Source organism: Planococcus shenhongbingii (assembly GCF_030413635.1).
Classification (GTDB): Bacteria; Bacillota; Bacilli; order Bacillales_A; family Planococcaceae; genus Planococcus; species Planococcus shenhongbingii.
The window spans coordinates 3,400,757-3,420,045 of the sequence record NZ_CP129235.1 but is presented as its reverse complement, the minus strand read 5'-3'; the positions used below and the strand labels follow the sequence as shown (position 1 = coordinate 3,420,045).

Annotated in this window: 19 protein-coding genes; 17 read left to right on the top strand and 2 right to left on the bottom strand. The window is 44.1% G+C overall.

The genetic code is table 11. From position 1 onward, the window contains the following. Positions 1 to 9 precede the first annotated feature (9 nt). Genes QWY16_RS16550 through QWY16_RS16540 form a run of 3 tightly spaced genes read left to right on the top strand, consistent with a single transcriptional unit; the run spans position 10 to position 3,323 of the window. The gene (locus tag QWY16_RS16550; RefSeq protein WP_300990330.1) at positions 10 to 1,623 is read left to right on the top strand and encodes a YceG family protein; all 1,614 of its coding nucleotides are present in this window, start codon (positions 10 to 12) and stop codon (positions 1,621 to 1,623) included. Positions 1,624 to 1,643: 20 nt separating this feature from the next. Then, a complete protein-coding gene (locus tag QWY16_RS16545) occupies positions 1,644 to 2,726 on the top strand; it encodes a toxic anion resistance protein (protein WP_300990329.1) in 1,083 nt (360 codons plus the stop codon). Between the two features lie 18 nt (positions 2,727 to 2,744). Then, a complete protein-coding gene (locus QWY16_RS16540; protein ID WP_300990328.1) occupies positions 2,745 to 3,323 on the top strand; it encodes a TerD family protein in 579 nt (192 codons plus the stop codon). 115 nt (positions 3,324 to 3,438) lie between these two features. Here the strand turns inward: QWY16_RS16540 and QWY16_RS16535 are convergent, their stop codons facing one another. Continuing rightward, positions 3,439 to 4,701 (bottom strand): TRAP transporter large permease, encoded by a 1,263-nt coding sequence (locus tag QWY16_RS16535; RefSeq protein ID WP_300990327.1) that lies wholly within the window; start codon positions 4,699 to 4,701, stop codon positions 3,439 to 3,441. Further along, positions 4,689 to 5,195 (bottom strand): TRAP transporter small permease, encoded by a 507-nt coding sequence (locus tag QWY16_RS16530; protein WP_300990326.1) that lies wholly within the window; start codon positions 5,193 to 5,195, stop codon positions 4,689 to 4,691. Before QWY16_RS16530 ends, QWY16_RS16535 begins: the two co-directional genes overlap by 13 nt. A gap of 404 nt (positions 5,196 to 5,599) precedes the next feature. Between QWY16_RS16530 and QWY16_RS16525 the strand changes: the two genes are divergently transcribed. The 14 genes from QWY16_RS16525 to QWY16_RS16460 all read left to right on the top strand — a co-directional run bounded on the left by QWY16_RS16525 (position 5,600) and on the right by QWY16_RS16460 (position 19,266). Then, positions 5,600 to 6,628 carry a DctP family TRAP transporter solute-binding subunit gene (locus QWY16_RS16525; protein ID WP_300990325.1) on the top strand — a complete coding sequence of 343 codons (1,029 nt, stop codon included), beginning with the start codon at positions 5,600 to 5,602 and terminating at the stop codon, positions 6,626 to 6,628. Positions 6,629 to 6,745: 117 nt separating this feature from the next. Next, entirely contained in the window at positions 6,746 to 7,147 is a 402-nt protein-coding gene (gene pcaC / locus QWY16_RS16520; protein ID WP_300990324.1) for a 4-carboxymuconolactone decarboxylase, read from the top strand. A 251-nt stretch (positions 7,148 to 7,398) separates the two neighbouring features. After that, entirely contained in the window at positions 7,399 to 8,325 is a 927-nt protein-coding gene (locus tag QWY16_RS16515) for a hydroxymethylglutaryl-CoA lyase (RefSeq protein WP_300990323.1), read from the top strand. Positions 8,326 to 8,377: 52 nt separating this feature from the next. Continuing rightward, positions 8,378 to 9,172, top strand: coding sequence for an enoyl-CoA hydratase/isomerase family protein (locus QWY16_RS16510; protein WP_300990322.1), 795 nt, complete (start codon positions 8,378 to 8,380; stop codon positions 9,170 to 9,172). 77 nt (positions 9,173 to 9,249) lie between these two features. Further along, entirely contained in the window at positions 9,250 to 10,590 is a 1,341-nt protein-coding gene (locus QWY16_RS16505; protein WP_300990321.1) for an MmgE/PrpD family protein, read from the top strand. 29 nt (positions 10,591 to 10,619) lie between these two features. Next, positions 10,620 to 11,147 carry a PaaI family thioesterase gene (locus QWY16_RS16500; protein WP_300990320.1) on the top strand — a complete coding sequence of 176 codons (528 nt, stop codon included), beginning with the start codon at positions 10,620 to 10,622 and terminating at the stop codon, positions 11,145 to 11,147. Next, positions 11,144 to 11,989 (top strand): fumarate hydratase, encoded by an 846-nt coding sequence (locus tag QWY16_RS16495; protein ID WP_300990319.1) that lies wholly within the window; start codon positions 11,144 to 11,146, stop codon positions 11,987 to 11,989. Before QWY16_RS16500 ends, QWY16_RS16495 begins: the two co-directional genes overlap by 4 nt. 12 nt (positions 11,990 to 12,001) lie before the next feature. Next, positions 12,002 to 12,556 (top strand): Fe-S-containing hydro-lyase, encoded by a 555-nt coding sequence (locus tag QWY16_RS16490; protein ID WP_367281322.1) that lies wholly within the window; start codon positions 12,002 to 12,004, stop codon positions 12,554 to 12,556. 36 nt (positions 12,557 to 12,592) lie between these two features. Further along, a complete protein-coding gene (locus QWY16_RS16485; RefSeq protein WP_300990318.1) occupies positions 12,593 to 13,480 on the top strand; it encodes an NAD(P)-dependent oxidoreductase in 888 nt (295 codons plus the stop codon). 89 nt (positions 13,481 to 13,569) lie between these two features. Continuing rightward, entirely contained in the window at positions 13,570 to 14,235 is a 666-nt protein-coding gene (locus QWY16_RS16480) for a GntR family transcriptional regulator (RefSeq protein WP_300990317.1), read from the top strand. 44 nt (positions 14,236 to 14,279) lie between these two features. Next, positions 14,280 to 15,347: a tartrate dehydrogenase gene (locus tag QWY16_RS16475; RefSeq protein ID WP_300990316.1), complete on the top strand. Its 1,068-nt coding sequence runs from the start codon at positions 14,280 to 14,282 to the stop codon at positions 15,345 to 15,347. Positions 15,348 to 15,808: 461 nt separating this feature from the next. Further along, the gene (locus QWY16_RS16470) at positions 15,809 to 16,501 is read left to right on the top strand and encodes a class I SAM-dependent methyltransferase (protein ID WP_300990315.1); all 693 of its coding nucleotides are present in this window, start codon (positions 15,809 to 15,811) and stop codon (positions 16,499 to 16,501) included. 110 nt (positions 16,502 to 16,611) lie between these two features. Next, positions 16,612 to 18,033: an SLC13 family permease gene (locus QWY16_RS16465; protein WP_300990314.1), complete on the top strand. Its 1,422-nt coding sequence runs from the start codon at positions 16,612 to 16,614 to the stop codon at positions 18,031 to 18,033. 42 nt (positions 18,034 to 18,075) lie between these two features. Then, the gene (locus QWY16_RS16460) at positions 18,076 to 19,266 is read left to right on the top strand and encodes a CaiB/BaiF CoA transferase family protein (protein WP_300990313.1); all 1,191 of its coding nucleotides are present in this window, start codon (positions 18,076 to 18,078) and stop codon (positions 19,264 to 19,266) included. The last annotated feature ends 23 nt before the right edge of the window (positions 19,267 to 19,289 follow it).

Genomic DNA, 19,289 nt, shown 5'->3' with positions numbered 1-19,289 from the left:
GGGAGTCCCATGGTTCAATTGCATCCGGTACGCGTGAGAACGTGGGATCCGGAAAAATTGGGAGAATGGCTGACAAAGCCGATTGTTAATCATCCAGAAACAAAAATCGAAGAAGAAACCATTACGTATCCGCAGCTGCTTGGCCAATTTGTAGGAATGCCGCTGGATGCCGATGATTATTTTGCTTCGATATACGATTTAATGGAAGAAGCGGAAGGCCGGCTAATCCGTCTTTCCGGCAATTTGAATAAACATATCACTCAAGATCGGCTGCGGAATTTGCAGGATTTGTTTGACATGAACAACAAGGAGCGGGGACTATCCCCTAACCGGATCGTGGCTTTTCTGGATGGCAAAGGTTTGCTGCCCAGATTGAAAGATGCAGGGTTGAATCGCCGCATTCGCCTGGTGATGATTGATATTCTGAAAGCTTTTCAAGCACAATCTGGAGGAAGCACGACCCATTCTTCTTTCAGGCGCATCGCGACAGACCTTGTTAAATGGACTTTTAACCATATTGAACCGGAGCTTGAGAAATTGGATCTTGAAAAAGGGCTGCCGGCGTTTTTATGGTACGGAAACACTAGTGAAAGTGAAAAATGGTTTTTAAAATTTTCTGCTGCTTTCGGGTTTCACATTATCGTATTTGATCCGACCGGAAAACACTGGCTGGAGACTGTTTTGGAAGAGAAAGACTTGCCAACCCATAGTTTTCAAGTGACCGGAGAAGCGGTCCTGCCATTTCCGGACGAAAAGCCGGAACGTGTCGGAACGGTGGCATACCGGGCGACCCAGGAAGTAGACCGGTTATTGCACCATGATGATTCCGGCCTCTATAAGCCGTATCAATTCAAGTCTTACTTAACAAAATCCATTCGATTGAAAACGACCATTGACGAAGCATTTATGCTGGCTAAAGAGCGGGCAATGGTGCGGCCGTCTTTCGGCGTGGAGCGTGGAAGCGTCATCATTCCAGTGGTTTTTGCCAAAGTGATGGGGATTGAAAAAGACCGGAAGCGTTTTTGGGATAATATTCACAATTTAACTGAACGGGAAGATACGCTGTTGATCCGAAGTTTTCCTTTTATCGAAGAGCGAAAAGGAAATCAGCAGTTCCATTACCGTGGAGCGCTTGGAAAAGATGGGCGCCTCGACCCTGAGAAGATGAAAGCGGCAAACTGGTGGAAATACGGCAGATTGCCGGATGGCCTGCAGATAGCACTTTGTGAAGCCATCGCGCGGCATGTAGAAAAGCCGATGCTGATTCCGCAGGCCGGCGAATCTTTCGAAGACTTGCAGCTTTATCAATTTTCCCAGTCGATGTCAATGCCAGATGCGGTCATTCAGCTAATCCAGCAATTCGATTATCCGCAATTTGTGCCGACACTGCTGTTCTACAATGAAGAAAAGGACGGCGAACTGAGCAGGGCAGATGCGAATGCTATCGCATTGATTCATACATTCGGGCTGGATGTCATTATCATTAATCCGCAAGGGCATCAGGATATTGAACGCTGGATTGACGCAGAATCGATTGATACTCACTGGCTCGATGACAGAAGCTATAATGAACCTTATCGTGAACCGTCAGTGGTCAAAAAATTGTTTAGAAAATGGCTTTAACCATTAAGGGAGGGATACCGATGAGCACAATGCCAAATCAAATCGAACAGCAAGAGCTGGTCATGCAAGATGAAAATAACTTGAAAGTCCAGTTGAAGAAAGATCCGGAAGTTCTGGCACTGGCTTCAAAGATCAACCCGAAAAACCAGATCGAATTACTGGAATTCGGGCGCGAACCCGCAAACGAAATTTCCGCCTTTACCGGAAAAGTCCTGAATTCCGTCCAGGCAAATAGCATGGAAGAATCCAGTGAACTCTTGAAACAGCTTGGCAAAATCATGGATAAATTTGATAAAAAGGATTTTGTTGAAAAGAAGGGCTTCCTTAATAAAATCTTCAATAAAGGCAATAAAGTGATTGAGCAATTGTTCAATAAGTACCAAACAATGGGTACTGAAATTGATAAAGTGTATGTTGAAATCACGAAATACGAAACAGAAATGAAAAAATCGACGTCGACCTTGGAAGAGTTATACGATCAGAACTTCCATTACTTCATGGAACTTGAAAAGTACATCGCGGCAGGCGATATCAAGGTTCAGGAACTGAAAGCGCAGGAACCGGAAGTGCGCAAAAGAGCGGAGTCCGGCAACCAGATGGCTTTGATGGAACTGAATTCCTTGCAAAATGCCATCGAATTGCTTGAACAGCGGGTGTATGACCTGGAAATGGCAAAACAAGTGTCTTATCAGTCAGCGCCGCAAATCCGTATGCTTCAGCGAGGCAATACAAAACTGATCGGAAAAATCAACTCCGCTTTTGTTACAACTATTCCTATTTTCAAAACGGGCTTGATTAATGCCATTGCTGCCAAACGCCAGAATTTAGTGGCAGAAGGCATGAATGAATTGGACCGCCGCACAAATGAAATGCTGCTCAACAATGCCAATGACATTTCACGCCAAAGCGTCGATATCGCACGGATGTCAGGCCAGCCAAGCATCAAGATTGAAACGATCGAACAAACATGGGAAACTATTATGCAGGGCATGAATGACACGCGTGAAATCGAAGCGGAAAACCGCAAGATGCGTGAACAAGGCCGTCTGCGCATTGAAGAATTGCAAAAGAAATACGAAGATACTCAACGGAAAGCGAATTAATCAAGGGAGGAAATTAGTATGTCGACTATCAATTTAACAAAAGGTCAGAAAATCGATTTAACAAAAACCAATCCAGGATTGACAAAAGTGCTTGTCGGCCTTGGCTGGGATACGAATAAATACAGCGGCGGCGGAGATTTTGACTTGGATGCTTCCATTTTCCTGGTAGCTGAAAATGGCAAATCACGTGGTCCGGAAGATTTTGTTTTCTATAATAACCTGACGGGCGGCAACGGTTCCGTTGTGCATGCGGGAGACAATTTAACAGGAGAAGGCGACGGAGATGATGAACAAGTGATCGTCGACTTGCCGAATGTGCCTGCAGATATTCATAAAGTTGTCTTTACAGTAACCATCCATGAAGGTGAAAGCCGTGGCCAGAACTTCGGCCAAGTATCGAACGCTTTTATCCGTGTATTGAACGAAAGCACAAACGAGGAAATTTTGCGCTACGATTTAGGCGAAGATTTCTCGATTGAAACGGCGCTTGTGGTAGGGGAATTATACCGCCATGCCGGCCAGTGGAAGTTCAATGCCATCGGAAGCGGTTATCAAGGCGGCTTAGCAGCGCTTGTGAGCGATTTCGGCTTGAGCTAAAGATAAATAATGAAAACGTCCATCAGAAATTGATGGACGTTTTTTTATATGTCTTTAAGATAAAAAAAGATGGGATGCGGGCTCCCCATCTTTTGATGCATTGATTTTAAGTTGATTAAGTGAGATATAAAGAAAGCTGCGGGAAGATGATAACAATCACAAGCACGATAATGAAAATCGCGAAAAATGGCACTACACCTCTAATGACTTCTTCCACTTTTTCGCCGGATATTCCACTCACCACGAACAGGTTCAGCCCAACGGGCGGGGTGATCATCCCGAGTTCCATGTTTACTACCATAATAATGGCGAAGTGAATGACGTCAATTTCCAATGCAGTGATGATCGGCAAAAGAATCGGCAAGGTGATTAAAATGATGGCCGTGGGTTCCAGGAACATGCCGAGTACAAAAAACAGCAGTGAAACAATCAGCAGGAACATCCACTTATTAAAACCGCTGTCGCTGACCCACTGGGCAAAATCCTGTGGAACTTGCTCGGTTGTCAAGAATGTTCCGAGAACAAGAGCAGCAGCGATAATCAGGAAAATCATAGAAGTTGTGTTGATCGATTCCGTCAAGATGTTTCTGAACTGGAACATATTCAACTCTCTGTATACAAAAACGGAAATGATGAGCGCATATAATACGGCAAGGAATGAAGCTTCTGTCGGTGTTACAACCCCGCTGTAAATCCCTCCTAAAATAACGACTGGCATAATGAGTCCCCAGAAGGATTTGATTGTCGGTCTTATTCGGTCTTTTATGGGAACTTTGGGCAAACCGCCGTAACCTTTTTTATGTGCAACAATAACTGCATAGATAATCAATGCAAAACCTAATACCAGTCCTGGCAGGATGCCGGCAGAAAACAATTTTCCAGTTGACTGTTCCGACACTGATCCATAAAGGATCAGTGGGATGGAAGGCGGAATCAGAATGCCGAGCGTCCCGGCTGAAGCCACTAAGCCCATGGAATACCTTTTATCGTATCCGGCTTTGACCATCATCGGAATCATAATGGCACCGATAGCAGCAGCGGTTGCAGGGCTTGATCCGGAAATTGCTGCAAACACCATACAAGTAAGAACGGTAACAACGGATAAACCGCCTTTCGTATGGCCAACCCAAGACTTGATGGCTTCAATCAGGTATTTCGATATTCCGCCTTGAGCCATAATGAGGCCGGCAAACACGAAACCGGGAATCGCCATCAATGTCGTGCTGTTGACGCCGGTGAACATTCTTTGGATTACGGTATCAAGGGAAAAATCCACCAGGTAAAGTCCGATGATGCTTGAAACCGCCAAACTTATGGCAATAGGCACACGCAGTAAAGCAAGAATGAATAACAACCCAATGACGATTACTGTTTCCATAGAATATCATCCCCTCCGGTTTCATCTTCTTTCTTAACGAAATATCTATAAGCTTTTTCACAGAAACGAATAAACAATAGAAATCCGGCGAGCGGCATGATCAAGTAGTTGATCCAAATTGGAAATCCAAGGTCGATCGTTTTGATTTGCTGGTCATACGCCACCATAACCATGTCCATGCCTGTCCAAAAAATGAATATGCTAAAAAAGAGTCCTACTAAAAGAGTGACAGTCTGTGAGAACCTTCTGAATTTAGGACCTGATTTGTCGTAAAGAAGATCGATGGCAATATGCTTGTTTTCTTTTAATGCGGTTGAAAAACCGATAAAGATAGCCCACACCAGGAGCATTGTATAAATTTCAGTGGCCCAGCTCTGGGAGTTTCCTAAAACGTACCTCATGAAAACTGAGTACAAACTGATACCGATTCCAGCTAAGAAAAACAAAGATGAGAAAGCGCTTTCAATCAGATCTAAGATTTTTAATACTTTCATTTCATTTCCTCCTTCATCCATTAATGTATTTTGGATACGAGATTACAAACTAAATCATAATATAAGATTAACGTGATAACAAGAGCAAATATTTAAATAATTTAAATAATTTAGACACTTTATATAATTATAATTAATAAAATATATGATAGAAATATTAACAATATAGAATTTACATTGAAATATAAGTAAATAGAAAATTTAAATTTTTCTTTACATTGAGTTTTTTCTATGCTAATTTTGGTTTGAGTTGTATCCAAAAATCAAGGTAAGGGAATTCGACTCTCGGTTAGCCATAAAATTCAATTAACAGGAGGGATGCGGGTTGATATGAAAACCCTTTCAAAACGCAGCGTCTGTAAAAGATTGGTTTTATGAATAAAACACATAAGGGGGAATAATGTATGAAGAAGTTTGCCTTATCTTTATTTTTATTGACGTCCAGTGCCTTTTTGGCTGCATGCGGCAGTGACGAAGCAGCATCAGGCGGGGCGGGAGGAGACGGCGTTGAAGAGATGACGATTAAATTCTCTCACGTTGTTGCAGAAAACACACCGAAGCATCAAGGGGCTTTGGCAATGAAAGAGTATATCGAAGCAGAATCGGATGGAAAAATCGAAGTGGAGATTTATCCGAACAGTTCTTTGTTTGGGGATCAGGAAGAATATCAAAACCTGGTAGCAAATAACGTTCAGTTTATTGCGCCCGATTTAACGAAGTTTGTGGGGAATAACCCGCAGTTCAACGTTCCGGCCTTGCCATTCATGTTTGATAACGATGAAGAAGCGATTGCTTTCTGGGATGGGGAAAAAGGCACGGAAATCTTGAGCAGCCTTGAGGCCGATGGAGTCCTTGGGTTGAAAATGTGGCCAAACGGCGGCAAACATCTAACCAATAACGAACGTCCGATTGAATCCCCGGATGATGTGAAAGGTTTGAAATTCCGTACACAAGGCGGACAGGTTTTGGAAGCTCTTTACTCTGAGCTTGGCGCTGGTTCAGAATCGATTCCGTTTTCAGAACTATACACGGCACTTGATCAAGGTGTTGTAGACGGACAGGAAAATACATTCAGCAATATTGAGTCCAAAAAATTCGACGAAGTCCAAAAATATATGACAGTGATGAACCATACCCGTGTCGATTACGCAATTTTCACCAACACGGAATTCTGGGAAGGCATGAATGATGCCACCAGAGAAATCGTGGAAGCAGGCGTTGAAGAAGGAACAAAAGTGGCACGGGAGGAAGCAATCACATTAAACCAGGAAGCATATGACCTTATCAAAGAACGGGGCGAAACTGAAATCACTGAATTGACGCCTGAACAAGTGGAAGAATTCAGAAAAGCTTTGGAACCGATTTATGATGAATTCGAAGAAGAAATCGGTGCAGACGTTTATGAAGCAGCACGTAAAGCATCTGGCCAATAATTGATTTCGTATACGCTTGAATTGAAAAAGTTGGCTTTTTTATAGCCAGCTTTTTCAGTTTAATGGAAATTGTGAAAACTCTTAATCTAAACGTAATCAAATAAAATAAAGAGGAGAATGATGATGAATAAAGAAAAATTCGAACAAGGGCTGGAAATTCGAAAAAGCGTTTTAGGTGCGGAATACGTCGACAAATCCATTCAAAACGCAACAGATTTCAATATGCCCATGCAGGAATTAGTGACGGAGTATTGCTGGGGAGAAATTTGGTCAAGACCGGGTTTATCAAGAAAAACACGGAGCATTATAAACCTTGCGATGATTACGGCACTTAACCGTCCGCATGAATTGAAACTTCATGTCCGAGGAGCTATCAATAACGGTTTGACAAAAGAAGAAATCCAGGAAGTGTTCTTGCAAACAGCAATCTACTGCGGAGTGCCAGCTGCTATCGATAGCTTTAGAACTGCGAAAGAAGTACTGGATGAGATAGAGCAAGAAGAAATTAATCCTTCTTGAAAGAGAAACCGGAAAAATATGAAATTAAATGAAGGTTGTTTGGTCTGGAATATATCAATAAATATTTTTATGTATTTTGGATACAAAATACGAAAATTTTCCGTGGAATATTTTCAACCAGACACCTTTATAGAATCGATAGATTACTAAAATATTATCAATAGTCAGGGAATTGAAATAGACAGCGTAAATTGGATACGATAGCCCTTAGATGAAAAAAAACGGTTTCATTAAAGTGGAGGAGGATTTTCATGAAATTCCCTAAACGTGTGCAAATCAATGAGGTGGTCTTAAGAGATGGATTACAGCTTGAAGCGAAAATTCTCAGTTTAGAAGAAAAGAAGTCTTTATATAACTTATTAATTGATGCGAACGTCAAAACCATTGAATTCGGTTCCTTTGTACATCCTAAACTAGTTCCTCAAATGGCCAATAGCGGCGAGCTTTATTCCGCTGTTTCAACAGAGCCTGATCACCCCACTTTAATTGCGTTGATTCCAAATTTAAAAGGTGCTGAAAATGCCCGTCTTCATAATGTGGATCGAGTAAATTTTGTTTTTTCCGCCAGCGATACGCATAATCAGCAAAACGTACGCAAAAATACAGAAGAATCGCTCGAAGATCTTAAAGCGATACTGGCATTTTGCCGCTCCCATGAAATTGAATTGAATGTCTCCATAGCAACGACATTCGGCTGTCCCTTTGAAGGTGAAGTGCCGGTGGAAAGAATCCAGAAGCTGGTGAGTCGATTAGTGGAGATGGAAATCGGCACGATTACACTGGCAGACACCACTGGAATGGCAAACCCGAAACAAGTCTTTGATTTGCTGAGCTTGCTGCGGGAAGAATTCCCGTCTCAAAAATTTAATCTCCATTTCCATAATACAAGGGGGATGGGGCTTTCAAATATTCTGGCGAGCCTGCAAGCGGGCATTGACAGCTTTGATACTTCGCTTGGTGGACTTGGCGGCTGTCCATTTGCACCAGGTGCAACTGGAAATGTCTGTACAGAAGATGTTGTCCATATGCTTCACCATATGGGGATCGAGACCGACTTGTCGCTAGATGGGTTATTAAAAGCTTCTTCAGCTCTGGAAAAGATTGTAGAGCATCGAACATCGAGTTATCTTTTGAAAGCCGGACCTTCTGACCGTAAATATCCGGTGCCGAGCAGCTGAAAAATAATTGCAAATGAAATAGTTCAACTAAATAAATACGGGAGGCTGAATTATGGCAGACTGGCAGACGATTTTACTGAACGAGGAATATGTTTCTGAAAACGTGTATATCTTGCAACTGAACCGCCCTGACGCGATGAACTCATTAAATACATTGATGGGCATTGAACTGATTGAATGCTTGAAGTTTTTGCAGACAAAGCCTGATTTGCGTGTCTTGGTTTTAACCGCATCCGGAGAAAAAAGTTTCTGTGCAGGAGCGGATTTAAAAGAACGAAAAGGAATGACCAATGAGCAATGGAAACAGCAGCACGACATCTTTGAAGATGCCTACGGGCAGCTTCGAAATTTCCCGTATCCGGTCATAGCAGCAGTAAATGGCTTTGCTTTGGGCGGTGGAATGGAGATGCTCTTAAGCTGTGACCTGCGGTACGCCGCAGACCATGCGAAAATGGGGCTGCCTGAAGTGACACTGGGAATTATCCCGGGAGTTGGAGGAACTCAGCTTTTGCCGAGAACAATTCCTGTCGGCCTGGCCAAAGAATTTTTGTTTAGAGGAAATCAGATAACAGCTGATAAAGCATTGGAAGCCGGAATTTTGAACGGGGTCTTCACGAAAGAAGAATTGCTCCAGGGCACTTTGGAAATTGCCAAAGAAATCGCGAAAAATGCACCTCTTTCACTGAAGTCCATTAAGAAATCAATCAATACCGGACTTGAAACAGACCTCAATACAGCTTTGGTCATTGAACTCGACCAGTACTATAAATGTGCCAATTCAGAAGACCGGCAAGAAGGAGTTCTTGCGTTCAACGAAAAACGGAAACCGCAATGGCAAGGGAAATAGCTGAATAAATGCTATTTTAGCAGAAGTCTTTTGAGAGAGGCTGAACATCCTTACTTATTAGAAAAGGAGCCGAAAAAATGGAGCTTAGCAAAAAATTAGCGGAATACAGCTTAGGGCTGACGTATGAAAAGTTGCCGGCAGAAGTAGTCGAGTTTACGAAACTCTGCATTCTGGACTATTTTGGATCAGCTATTGCGGGTTCGGAGAAAGTGCCCGTTCAAATGATCAGCGAGTTAGCGAAGGAAATGGGGGGAGCGGAACAGGCTCACCTTGTGACCGGAGGCCGGTCATCTATTTTAAATGCGGCATTGGTAAACGGAGCGGCAAGTCATGTGATGGAGTTGGACGACATTCATAAAGGGTCGATTATCCATGCTGCGACAGTTGTGATTCCAGCCGCACTTGCAGTGGCAGAGTGGAAAGAAATATCTGGGAAAGAGCTGATTGCGGCGGTCGTTGCCGGTTATGAAGTTTGCTTCAGAATTGGTGAAGCCGTTTCGCCTTCACATTATTATTATTGGCATAACACGGCAACATGCGGAACTTTCGGTGCGGCAATCGCCGCTGCCAAGCTTCTGGATTTAACAGTCGAGCAAACAATTGCCGCTCTTGGAAATGCAGGCACCCAGGCAGCCGGTCTGTGGGAATTTATCGAAGATGGTGCTATGACGAAACAGCTTCACACGGGCAAAGCCGCAATGAATGGATTATTGGCTGCGCTATTGGCACAAAAAGGCTTTACTGGCCCCCAGAAAATCCTGGAAGGAAACCGTGGATTTTTCAAGGCGATGAGTGAGGAATACGACGTTTCTCGTATTACGGAAGGATTAGGTGAAGAATTTAAGATCATGGAAAATTCATTCAAAATCCATGCTTCTTGCCGCCATACTCACCATGCGGTTGATTTATTGATTGATATTTTCAATGAACGCCATCCTGCGCTTGAAGAAATTGAGTCGGTTACCGTACAGTCTTACCAAGTGGCCCTTAATATTACGGACAATGATAACCCGAAAACGCAGTATGCAGCAAAGTTCAGCCTGCAATTTTGTTCAGCGCTTGCGTTATTGAAAGGAAGCGCCACATTGGATGATTTCAGCGACTCCATGTTATGGAACGAGGAAATCCGCCAGTTATTGAAAAAAGTCAAAGTGGTTACCGATCCGCAAATTGATGCCAGTTATCCAAAGCAGTGGGGTGCGGCCGTTGAAGTTCGCTTGGCTAATGGAGAAACGGTCAGGAAACAAACGGATTTTCCAAAAGGGGATCCCGAAAACGCCGTAACGGCCCAAGAACTCCGGGATAAATTCCTGAACATGACAAGCAAGTATCCGGAACAAAAGAGGCAGCAGATAGCTGATGATTTATTGGAACTGGAAAAGGTTGAAAATATCGAAAAAGTAATGGTCACTTTATAACATATCCCAACAGCAAAGAGGGAGAACCGATGATTGATAAAAGAAATGAACAAATGAAATCGATACAAAAAAAATTAAATTCATTGAAAGATCACGAACTCAATGAAATGGCTCATCTCTTGTCCCTCTATCAGGATCAGGAAATTTCGCAGGATCATCCAAATGCCGTACCGATGCATTTTTTAGGCAGGTTTCTGGGGATTACCCAAAATCAGGACGGCACTTCCGAAATGAAGCTTGGTCTGCAAAACGCTAATACTTATGGCGTTGCTCAAGGAGGAGCTATCTACACACTGGCAGATGTGGCAATTGGTTTTAGTATTTTACAAGATGTAGAAGAAGGACAAAAAGTACTGACATTGGAACTGAAAGTCAATTTCATCGAAAAAGGGCAAGGTTCCCGGCTGATTGCTTCTCCAATAATTTTACGGCGTGGAAAAAGCACTGTAGTCTCTGAATGTGCGGTAACAGATGAACAAGGGAAACTAGTTGCAAAAGCTCTTGGCACTTTTTATATCACCAGCTCCCGGAAAAGGCAAGAGGAGGAGAAACCATGAGAGAAATTCAGTACCAGGCAATTGTAGATGAAGTCAGTGATATGTGTAAAAGAGCCAATTACGACCTTGGAGATGATGTCTACAGTGCTTTCAAAAAAGCATTGTCAGCCGAAAAGTCGGAAACCGGGAAAGAAGTTCTGACCCAGCTGATTGAAAACGCTGATATTGCAAAAACCGAGCGTGTTCCGATGTGCCAGGATACTGGAACAGCCGTTTTTATTGTAGAGCTGGGACAGGACTGCCATGTGACGGGCGGCAGCTTAGTCGACGCAATTAACGAAGGGGTAGCCAAAGGCTATGATGAAGGGTATTTGCGGAATTCTATGATCTACAATCCGCTGAACAGGAAAAATACAGGCAATAATACACCGGCAATTGTCCATCTTGAATTGGTGGAAGGCGATGAATTGACACTTCACATGACTGCAAAAGGCGGAGGCGCGGAAAATATGAGTGCGATGAAGATGCTTAAACCTTCCGATGGCATCGAAGGGGCTAAAGACTATATCTTATCAATCGTCAAAGTGGCCGGGCCAAATGCCTGTCCGCCGCTGGTAGTGGGAATTGGAATCGGAGGGAACTTCGAGCGCTGTACGTATCTGGCAAAAAAATCATTGTTCCGCCCGGTCGGGGAACGGCACGAAGACCCGGCTATCGCTGAACTCGAAGAAGAGCTGCTGAACGAAATCAACCGGCTCGGAATCGGCCCACAAGGAATGGGAGGGAGCACGACAGCATTGGACGTGAAAGTGGAAGTGGAGTCCTGCCACATTGCAGCTTTGCCGGTGGCAGTAAATTTGAACTGCCATGCAAGCCGGCATCAAACGACTACGATGAAGTGAGGAGAGTGTATTTTGCAAAAGAAAATAACACTTCCATTGACGGACGCTGACATTGATTCGCTGAAAGCAGGAGACCGCGTGTTATTGTCCGGTACTGTTTTCACAGCGAGAGACGCGGCACATAAACGGATGATTGAACAAGAAAAAGAAGGCATTCCATTTCCGATTGATGTAGAAGGCCAAGTCATTTACTATACGGGGCCGACGCCCGCTAAGCCGGGAGAAGTGATCGGCTCGGCGGGCCCCACTACAAGCGGAAGAATGGATTTATACACGCCGAGGCTTTTGGAAAAAGGATTAAAGGGTATGATTGGGAAAGGCTATCGGAATGAAGAAGTGAAAGCTGCCATAAAGCAGCACCGGGCGGTTTACTTCGGAGCTGTGGGAGGCGCGGCGGCTTTGATTGCACGTTCGATAAAATCAGTTGAAGTGATTGCATATGAGGATTTGGGGACAGAAGCGATCCGCAAATTGACGATTGAGAACTTTCCGGTGTTTGTCGTCAATGATGCGCATGGCGGTGATATTTACCAGGAAGGGGTTGCCCAGTTCAGACAAGAGCAGTAGCGCTAGGAAATTATTGCAAAAGGGGGCAGATCATCAATGAGAGCAGGAATTATTGGGCTGGGCAATATGGGAGGCAGGATGGCTAAAAGGTTGCTGGAACAAGGGGTGGAAGTCGGCATTTTCGATTTAAATAAAGATTTTGTGCGGTCTTTCGTGGAATTAGGAGCGGAAGAAGCGGAAAGCCCGGCTGATCTGGCTTCGAAATTCCAGTACATCATCACCGTTTTGCCGAACGTCTTTATTGTCAAAGAGACGCTGACAGGGTCTGAAGGATTGATGAAAGGCCTGAAACCGGAAAGCCTGTTAATCGAAATGACGACTTCCATCCCTTCTGTCACTAAGGAATTAAGCGGTATGTTGAGAACCGAAGGCTTCCGTATGATTGATGCGCCGGTAAGCGGCGGAGTGAAAAAAGCTGAAGATGGTACTTTGTCCATCATGGTTGGAGGAGAAGAGCGTGATTTCGATGAAGCGAAGCCGCTTCTCTCATTAATTGGACAGAATATTTTTCATGTCGGAGAATCAGGAGCGGGCCATACTATTAAGGCCTTGAACAATATGATTTCTGCTACCACTTTAGCTGCGACAGGCGAGGCGATGGCACTTGGAGTAAAACTCGGATTGGATCCGAATAAAATGCTGGACGTCATCAACTCCAGCACCGGCAGAAGCTTCTCAAGTGATTTTAAATTTCCGAACCAAGTGCTGACAAGAAATTTCGAAGTCGGATTCACGCTTGATTTGATGGTCAAAGATTTGAAAATTGCGATGAGCATGGCGGAAGAAGAGAAAGTTCCGATGTTTATCTCCAGCGCATCCTTTCAATTATGGAAACATGCTTGGTCCCAAGGCGGAGGAAACCAAGACCACACAGCCATCATAAAATACATTGAGGAGATGTTTGGTGTCGAAATAAAAGGATGAACAGTTCATCCGTGCTCTATGCTTAGAAATAATGATAAAATGACTTCATTCTTTCTTTTCATGGCAGAAAAGTAATTAAGGGGTGCATCATGGAGAAGTTCAGATTAACCGAACAGGACAGAGCGACGTTACAGTTTAAAGTAACAACAAAATTAAGGGAACTGATCTTAAAAGGCGAATTCAAAATGGGTGAGCGCCTTATGCAAGAAGAATGGGCACATAAATTAGGCGTAAGCCGCATGCCTTTGCGGGAAGCCTTGCGCCAGCTTGAAGTGGAAGGTTTAGTGCGCATTGAGCCAAGAAGAGGAGCAGTGGTGACTCCGGTCTCTGTTGATGACATTGAAGAGATTTACCAGTTGCGTGCTCTCTTAGAAGGTGAAGCTGTTGTAAAGTCCCTTCCGTTTTTAGACACGGAAGTTATTGAAGAGCTGGAAACCATCTATAAAAAAATGCTTGAGCTCAAAGCGGATGAAACCGATATGGAAGCTTACATGAAATTGAATGCAGAATTTCACCGCATTATACGGGAAGGCTGTCCGTGGAGAAGAATTCAAGGGTTTATTGAAACCTTATGGAAAGGGATTCCTCCATATACCCCAAGCCTGCTTGCTAATCATCTGCCGGAATCTCATAAAGAGCATGGCTTGATGCTGCAATATATTAAAGAAAAAGATGCGGAAAAACTCAGAGAAGTGACGATGAAACATATTATCCGCACAAAAGAAAATTTGATTAAAATGATTGGCGATAAGTAAGCATTAACCAATTGGCAGTAGACAGGCAGAGGGGAGATCTGTTGATGAAGACATTGGATTTAGCCGTCATTCCGGGAGACGGAATTGGAAAAGAAGTAGTGCCGGAAGCACTTCGTGTACTGGATGCTATAGCAGAAATTCATGGAGGGCTGGCATTTAATTACACACATTATCCATGGAGTTCAGAATATTACATTGAACATGGAAGAATGATGCCCGAAAACGGATTAGAGCTGATAAAAGAAAGCGATGCCATTTTCCTGGGAGCTGTAGGAGATCCTTCTTTAGTGCCGGATCATATTTCGTTGGCGGGCTTATTATTAAAAATCCGCCGTGAATTCGAACAAGTCATCAATGTGCGGCCTGCTAAACAACTTAGAGGAATGGTCTCGCCATTATCAAATCCGAAAAACTTCGATATCCTGATTATTCGAGAAAACAGTGAAGGCGAATACAGCAGCATCGGCGGCAGGGTCCATAGCGGGATGGATGAAGTAGTGGTTCAGAATGCGGTATTTACCAAAAGGGGTGTTTCCCGTGTAATGGAGTACGGCTTTGAAATTGCCCGTAAAAGAGGCGGCCATCTGACTAGTGCCACAAAATCAAATGGGATTGCTCATTCGATGCCATTCTGGGATGAAGTATTCCAAGAAATGGCTGCTGGCTATCCGGATGTCAAAACGAACAGCGAACACATTGACGCGCTGTCCGCATTTTTTGTGACCCGTCCGGAAACGCTTGACGTAGTCGTCGCCAGCAACCTGTTCGGTGATATTCTCAGCGATCTCGGAGCCGCTATTATGGGCAGCATTGGAATCGCTCCAGCCGGGAACATCAATTTGAATGGAAAGTTCCCATCAATGTTTGAACCGGTCCATGGTTCGGCACCGGATATTTACGGGCGCGGCATTGCCAATCCTATCGGCCAAATCTGGACAGCGAAAATGATGCTCGACCATTTAGGAGAACCGGAATTGGGAGAAATCATCCTGAATGCGATTGAAACCACATTAGAAGCAGGCATCAAAACTGGAGACATCGGCGGCAAATCCAATACGGTTGAAGTAACGGATGCAATTATTGCTGCTATGAAAAAACAAGCAGGAAAATAATGCGTAATTTCATTCAGTAGAGGGCACCTTCCGCTAGCCGTAAAGGCGGGATAAAAAGCGGGGAATCGGATTAGAAATTTATCAGCGATGCATGATTGATTTCATTCCCTATTCCCTTTCTCATATTTACAATTGTCGGAATTTTTAGTAGTATTGGAATTAATAATAAATTGTATCCAATATCCTATCTGAAAGTAGCTGGAAAATTATTGTTATTGATTTAGAGTTTTCCGTTTTATAGATGTGCAGAAAGAGGAAAGCGGTTTCAATGATAAGATCAAAGACTCTGAACTAATCTGGTACGAAGAGGCAGGGAATCCACTGGACTATCATCTGCAGGCGGAACTATCCAAGCATTATCCGCATGCCATCGCGACAGGAGAGAACCTGTTCTCTTTGCAGGATGCTGCGAACCTGCTTCGATCAAGTATTCTATATTATAAATGCCTGGAGTTGATGAGATGGCTGAAAAGATGGAGTTTGATTCTGGAATTGCTCAAGAATACGACAAAGGCGTTCGGCGGACACTTCCAACATACGATCCGATGCTCCGGCTTTCGCAGACGTTCCTGCGTGCCAATCTGGCTAAAGACGCTTCTCTTCTGATTATCGGAGGAGGCGGCGGAAATGAACTGAAAGCGTTCGGTCCGCTAAATCCAGGCTGGACTTTCACCGCGGTGGATCCGGCAAAAGCGATGCTTGAAGTGGCAAAGATGAAAACACAGGAGCTGGATATGGAAAAGCGGGTGGAATTCATCCATGGGACTATAGCCGATGTGCCTGATGAAGCAGCCTTTGACGGTGCAACTTGCATCCTTGTTCTCCACTTTATAGCCAAAGTCGAGGACAAGCTTGCACTTCTTAAGAAATTAAGATCACATTTAAAGCCGGATTCCCCTTTTGTGCTGGTCTCAAAGGTCGGAGATGCAGAAGACCCCGAGTTCAAGGAGCTAGTTTCGTTATGGAAAAATTACTGGCTCGATACGACCCGTATGACGGAAGAACAAGTGGAGGCTTTGATGAAAGGAACACTGACGGAATCGGTTATTCCCGAAGAAAAGCTGAGGGAAGTGCTGATAGAAGCCGGGTTCCACCGGATTGCAAACTTTTTCAAAACCAATCATTTTGGCGGCTGGATATGCTACGCCAAGTAAAAAAGAAATTTAATATAAGAATTTTAAAGCAGAAAAGTGGATGTGAAACAGGTTAAATTCTTCTCTGTTTTCACGGCAAAAAAGTCGTAGAACCGGAAAGGCTGGAAGCCATGAAAATATTTGAAAACGAAGATTTTAAAATTTATGCGTCTTTTGCATTCGCTCTTCTTGCCTTTGCTGTTGTTTATTACGGTTTGCCGGATGCCTTCTCCTATTCGGGGAAAATCATGACAGGCATTATTGTTGCCGGGGTTATTTTGTGGGCTTTAGAGCCGGTTTCATTAGGATTGACGGCATTGATGATTTTACTGGCAATGCTGCTGTTTAATGTAGCGGATGCTGCTGTCATTTTCAGCGGTTTTGCTTCTCCGGCTACTTACCTTATTGTTGCCGGCATGATGCTGGCAACCGCTGTAAATGAAACAGCGCTTATTAAAAGGATGACCTATAAAATCCTAAAGCGCTGGGGAAGCCATTCTAACGGGCTTCTTGGCAGCATAATTATCATTCAGCAGCTGCAGGCTTTCTTTATCCCTTCTACTGCTGTCCGTTCAGCGCTTATTTTACCGGTCTCTTCTATGATTATTGAAACGACAGGGGCCAAAGCTGGCAGCAATCTCAGGAAAATGATCATGCTCGGTGTAGCTTTCGGCGGCATCATCAGCGGCACGTCGGTCATGACAGCAGCAATCGGCAATATCTTGACGGTTGAACTGCTCAATCGGTTTGCCGGGATAAAAATCACGTATTTCCAGTGGTTTTTCTATACCTTTCCTTTATGGGCTATTCTTATTCCAGCCATCTGGATCATGTTAATAAAAGTATTTCCTTTACCAAAAGATCAGCAGTATTTTCCAAAGATTGAAGAAGAGATGGAAGGTAAGCTGGCGGAGCTTGGCCCCGTCAATCAACGGGAAGTCCGCTGTTTCGTTATCTTGCTGTTTATAGTCGGCTTATGGCTGGCTGAACCGCTCCACGGAATGCATCCGAGTATTCCCGCTTTAATCGGTGTAGTACTGATGACCTTGCCAAAAATCGGAGTGGCCGATTGGGAGCCGGTTGTAAAGATCAACTATAATACAATTTTGCTGATCAGCGTCACGCTGTCGATGGGCTATTCGTTCGTCGATTCTGGTGCTGCAGACACCATCAGCCAATATTTGAGTGTAAGCTGGTTTATGTCTTTGATCCAAAATCCATTATTAGCCGTCATTATTGTCACTTTCCTGGCTCAAGTATTCCATAAATTGATTTCGAATGTCGCAACTGCAGTAGTCGTTCTCGTTCCCATTATTATAAGTGTTGCCCAGAATGCCGGAATTGATCCCTTGGTCACCGGTTTTGCAACCGGGTTGAGCTGCTTGTTCGGATTTGTGCTGATTGTGGAGTCGATGCCAAATCTATTGGCTCACAGCACGGGAATGATTGCCCAAAAAGACTTTTTGAAACCGGGTTTGTATGCCACGGCTATTTCAATTGCCGCTACAATCCTGGTTGCTTCTACTTGGTGGAGCTGGATCGGTTTGGTTTAACAGTAAATGATTATCTATCACTTTCTAAAAGGAGGGAATTTTATGTTGCCATTGGAAGGAATAACCGTTGTCTCGTTGGAACAAGCCGTTGCAGCTCCTTTTGCTACCAGACAGCTTGCGGATTTAGGCGCCAGGGTCATCAAAGTGGAGCGGCCGGGTCCGGGAGATTTCGCGCGCGGCTATGATAAAACCGTTAAAGGGATGTCCAGCCATTTTGTCTGGATAAACCGTTCAAAGGAATCGCTTGCACTTGATCTCAAGCAGGAAGAGGCAAAAAAAGTTTTGGAAGAACTGTTGGGCAAAGCAGATGTGTTTATCCATAATTTGGCGCCAGGAGCTGTTGACCGGCTCGGATTTAGTGCAGCGGAACTGAAAGAAAAATATCCGCAGTTGATTATTTGCTCTATCTCCGGTTATGGCACTTTCGGTCCTTATACGAATAAAAAAGCTTACGATCTCTTGATTCAATGTGAAGCTGGCCTTGTTTCGGTAACTGGAACAGAAGAGACACCGTCTAAAGCGGGAATTTCTATCGCAGATATTGCAGCAGGGATGTATACCTACACAGGTGTGTTGACCGCATTAATCGCTCGGTCTAAAACAGGCAAAGGCGCCGTCATAGAAGTGTCAATGCTTGAAGCGTTAGCAGAATGGATGGGTTATCCGTTGTATTATTCCGCTTACGGAGAAGAAGAACCGAAACGGACTGGTGCCAGCCATGCCACCATTTATCCGTATGGACCGTTCATGGCAGGAGACCAAAAATTTGTTTTCATGGGAATCCAGAACGAACGCGAGTGGGTGCGTTTCTGCGAGGAAGTTCTGAAGAACACGGATATTGCGACCGATGGCCGGTTCAATAACAATTCCAACCGTGTCGCCAATAAAGAGGCATTGAAAAGCATCATTGAAGACGTTTTCCAGCAGCAGGAGGCGAATCAGATCATTGAGCTGCTGGAAGAAGCGAAAATTGCCAACGCCCGGCTCAATACGATGAAGGAATTGGAAGACCATCCTCAATTAAAAGCGCGTAACCGCTGGAGCGAAGTGGATTCACCGGCAGGCCCTTTAAAAGCTTTGCTGCCGCCGGTAACATCTGATGAATTTGATTCTGTTATGAAACCGATTCCGGAAGTCGGGGAACATACGGAAGCGATATTGAAAGAGTTCGGATTTAATCCGGGTAAAATGCAGCAGTTTACAACAATAGATGGTGCTGGAAAAACCACATGAGGAGCATTTAAAAAAGACGATCC

Bases quoted from the DNA above. Each gene is read 5' to 3' on its own strand.
- QWY16_RS16475 (WP_300990316.1), top strand. From the start codon at position 14,280: ATGAAGACATTGGATTTAGCCGTCATTCCGGGAGACGGAATTGGAAAA.
- QWY16_RS16495 (WP_300990319.1), top strand. From the start codon at position 11,144: ATGAGAGAAATTCAGTACCAGGCAATTGTAGATGAAGTCAGTGATATG.
- QWY16_RS16505 (WP_300990321.1), top strand. From the start codon at position 9,250: ATGGAGCTTAGCAAAAAATTAGCGGAATACAGCTTAGGGCTGACGTAT.
- QWY16_RS16500 (WP_300990320.1), top strand. From the start codon at position 10,620: ATGATTGATAAAAGAAATGAACAAATGAAATCGATACAAAAAAAATTA.
- QWY16_RS16465 (WP_300990314.1), top strand. From the start codon at position 16,612: ATGAAAATATTTGAAAACGAAGATTTTAAAATTTATGCGTCTTTTGCA.
- QWY16_RS16460 (WP_300990313.1), top strand. From the start codon at position 18,076: ATGTTGCCATTGGAAGGAATAACCGTTGTCTCGTTGGAACAAGCCGTT.
- QWY16_RS16510 (WP_300990322.1), top strand. From the start codon at position 8,378: ATGGCAGACTGGCAGACGATTTTACTGAACGAGGAATATGTTTCTGAA.
- QWY16_RS16480 (WP_300990317.1), top strand. From the start codon at position 13,570: ATGGAGAAGTTCAGATTAACCGAACAGGACAGAGCGACGTTACAGTTT.
- QWY16_RS16535 (WP_300990327.1), bottom strand. From the start codon at position 4,701: ATGGAAACAGTAATCGTCATTGGGTTGTTATTCATTCTTGCTTTACTG.
- QWY16_RS16485 (WP_300990318.1), top strand. From the start codon at position 12,593: ATGAGAGCAGGAATTATTGGGCTGGGCAATATGGGAGGCAGGATGGCT.
- QWY16_RS16515 (WP_300990323.1), top strand. From the start codon at position 7,399: ATGAAATTCCCTAAACGTGTGCAAATCAATGAGGTGGTCTTAAGAGAT.
- QWY16_RS16530 (WP_300990326.1), bottom strand. From the start codon at position 5,195: ATGAAAGTATTAAAAATCTTAGATCTGATTGAAAGCGCTTTCTCATCT.
- QWY16_RS16540 (WP_300990328.1), top strand. From the start codon at position 2,745: ATGTCGACTATCAATTTAACAAAAGGTCAGAAAATCGATTTAACAAAA.
- QWY16_RS16525 (WP_300990325.1), top strand. From the start codon at position 5,600: ATGAAGAAGTTTGCCTTATCTTTATTTTTATTGACGTCCAGTGCCTTT.
- QWY16_RS16545 (WP_300990329.1), top strand. From the start codon at position 1,644: ATGAGCACAATGCCAAATCAAATCGAACAGCAAGAGCTGGTCATGCAA.
- pcaC (WP_300990324.1), top strand. From the start codon at position 6,746: ATGATGATGAATAAAGAAAAATTCGAACAAGGGCTGGAAATTCGAAAA.
- QWY16_RS16550 (WP_300990330.1), top strand. From the start codon at position 10: ATGGTTCAATTGCATCCGGTACGCGTGAGAACGTGGGATCCGGAAAAA.
- QWY16_RS16470 (WP_300990315.1), top strand. From the start codon at position 15,809: ATGGCTGAAAAGATGGAGTTTGATTCTGGAATTGCTCAAGAATACGAC.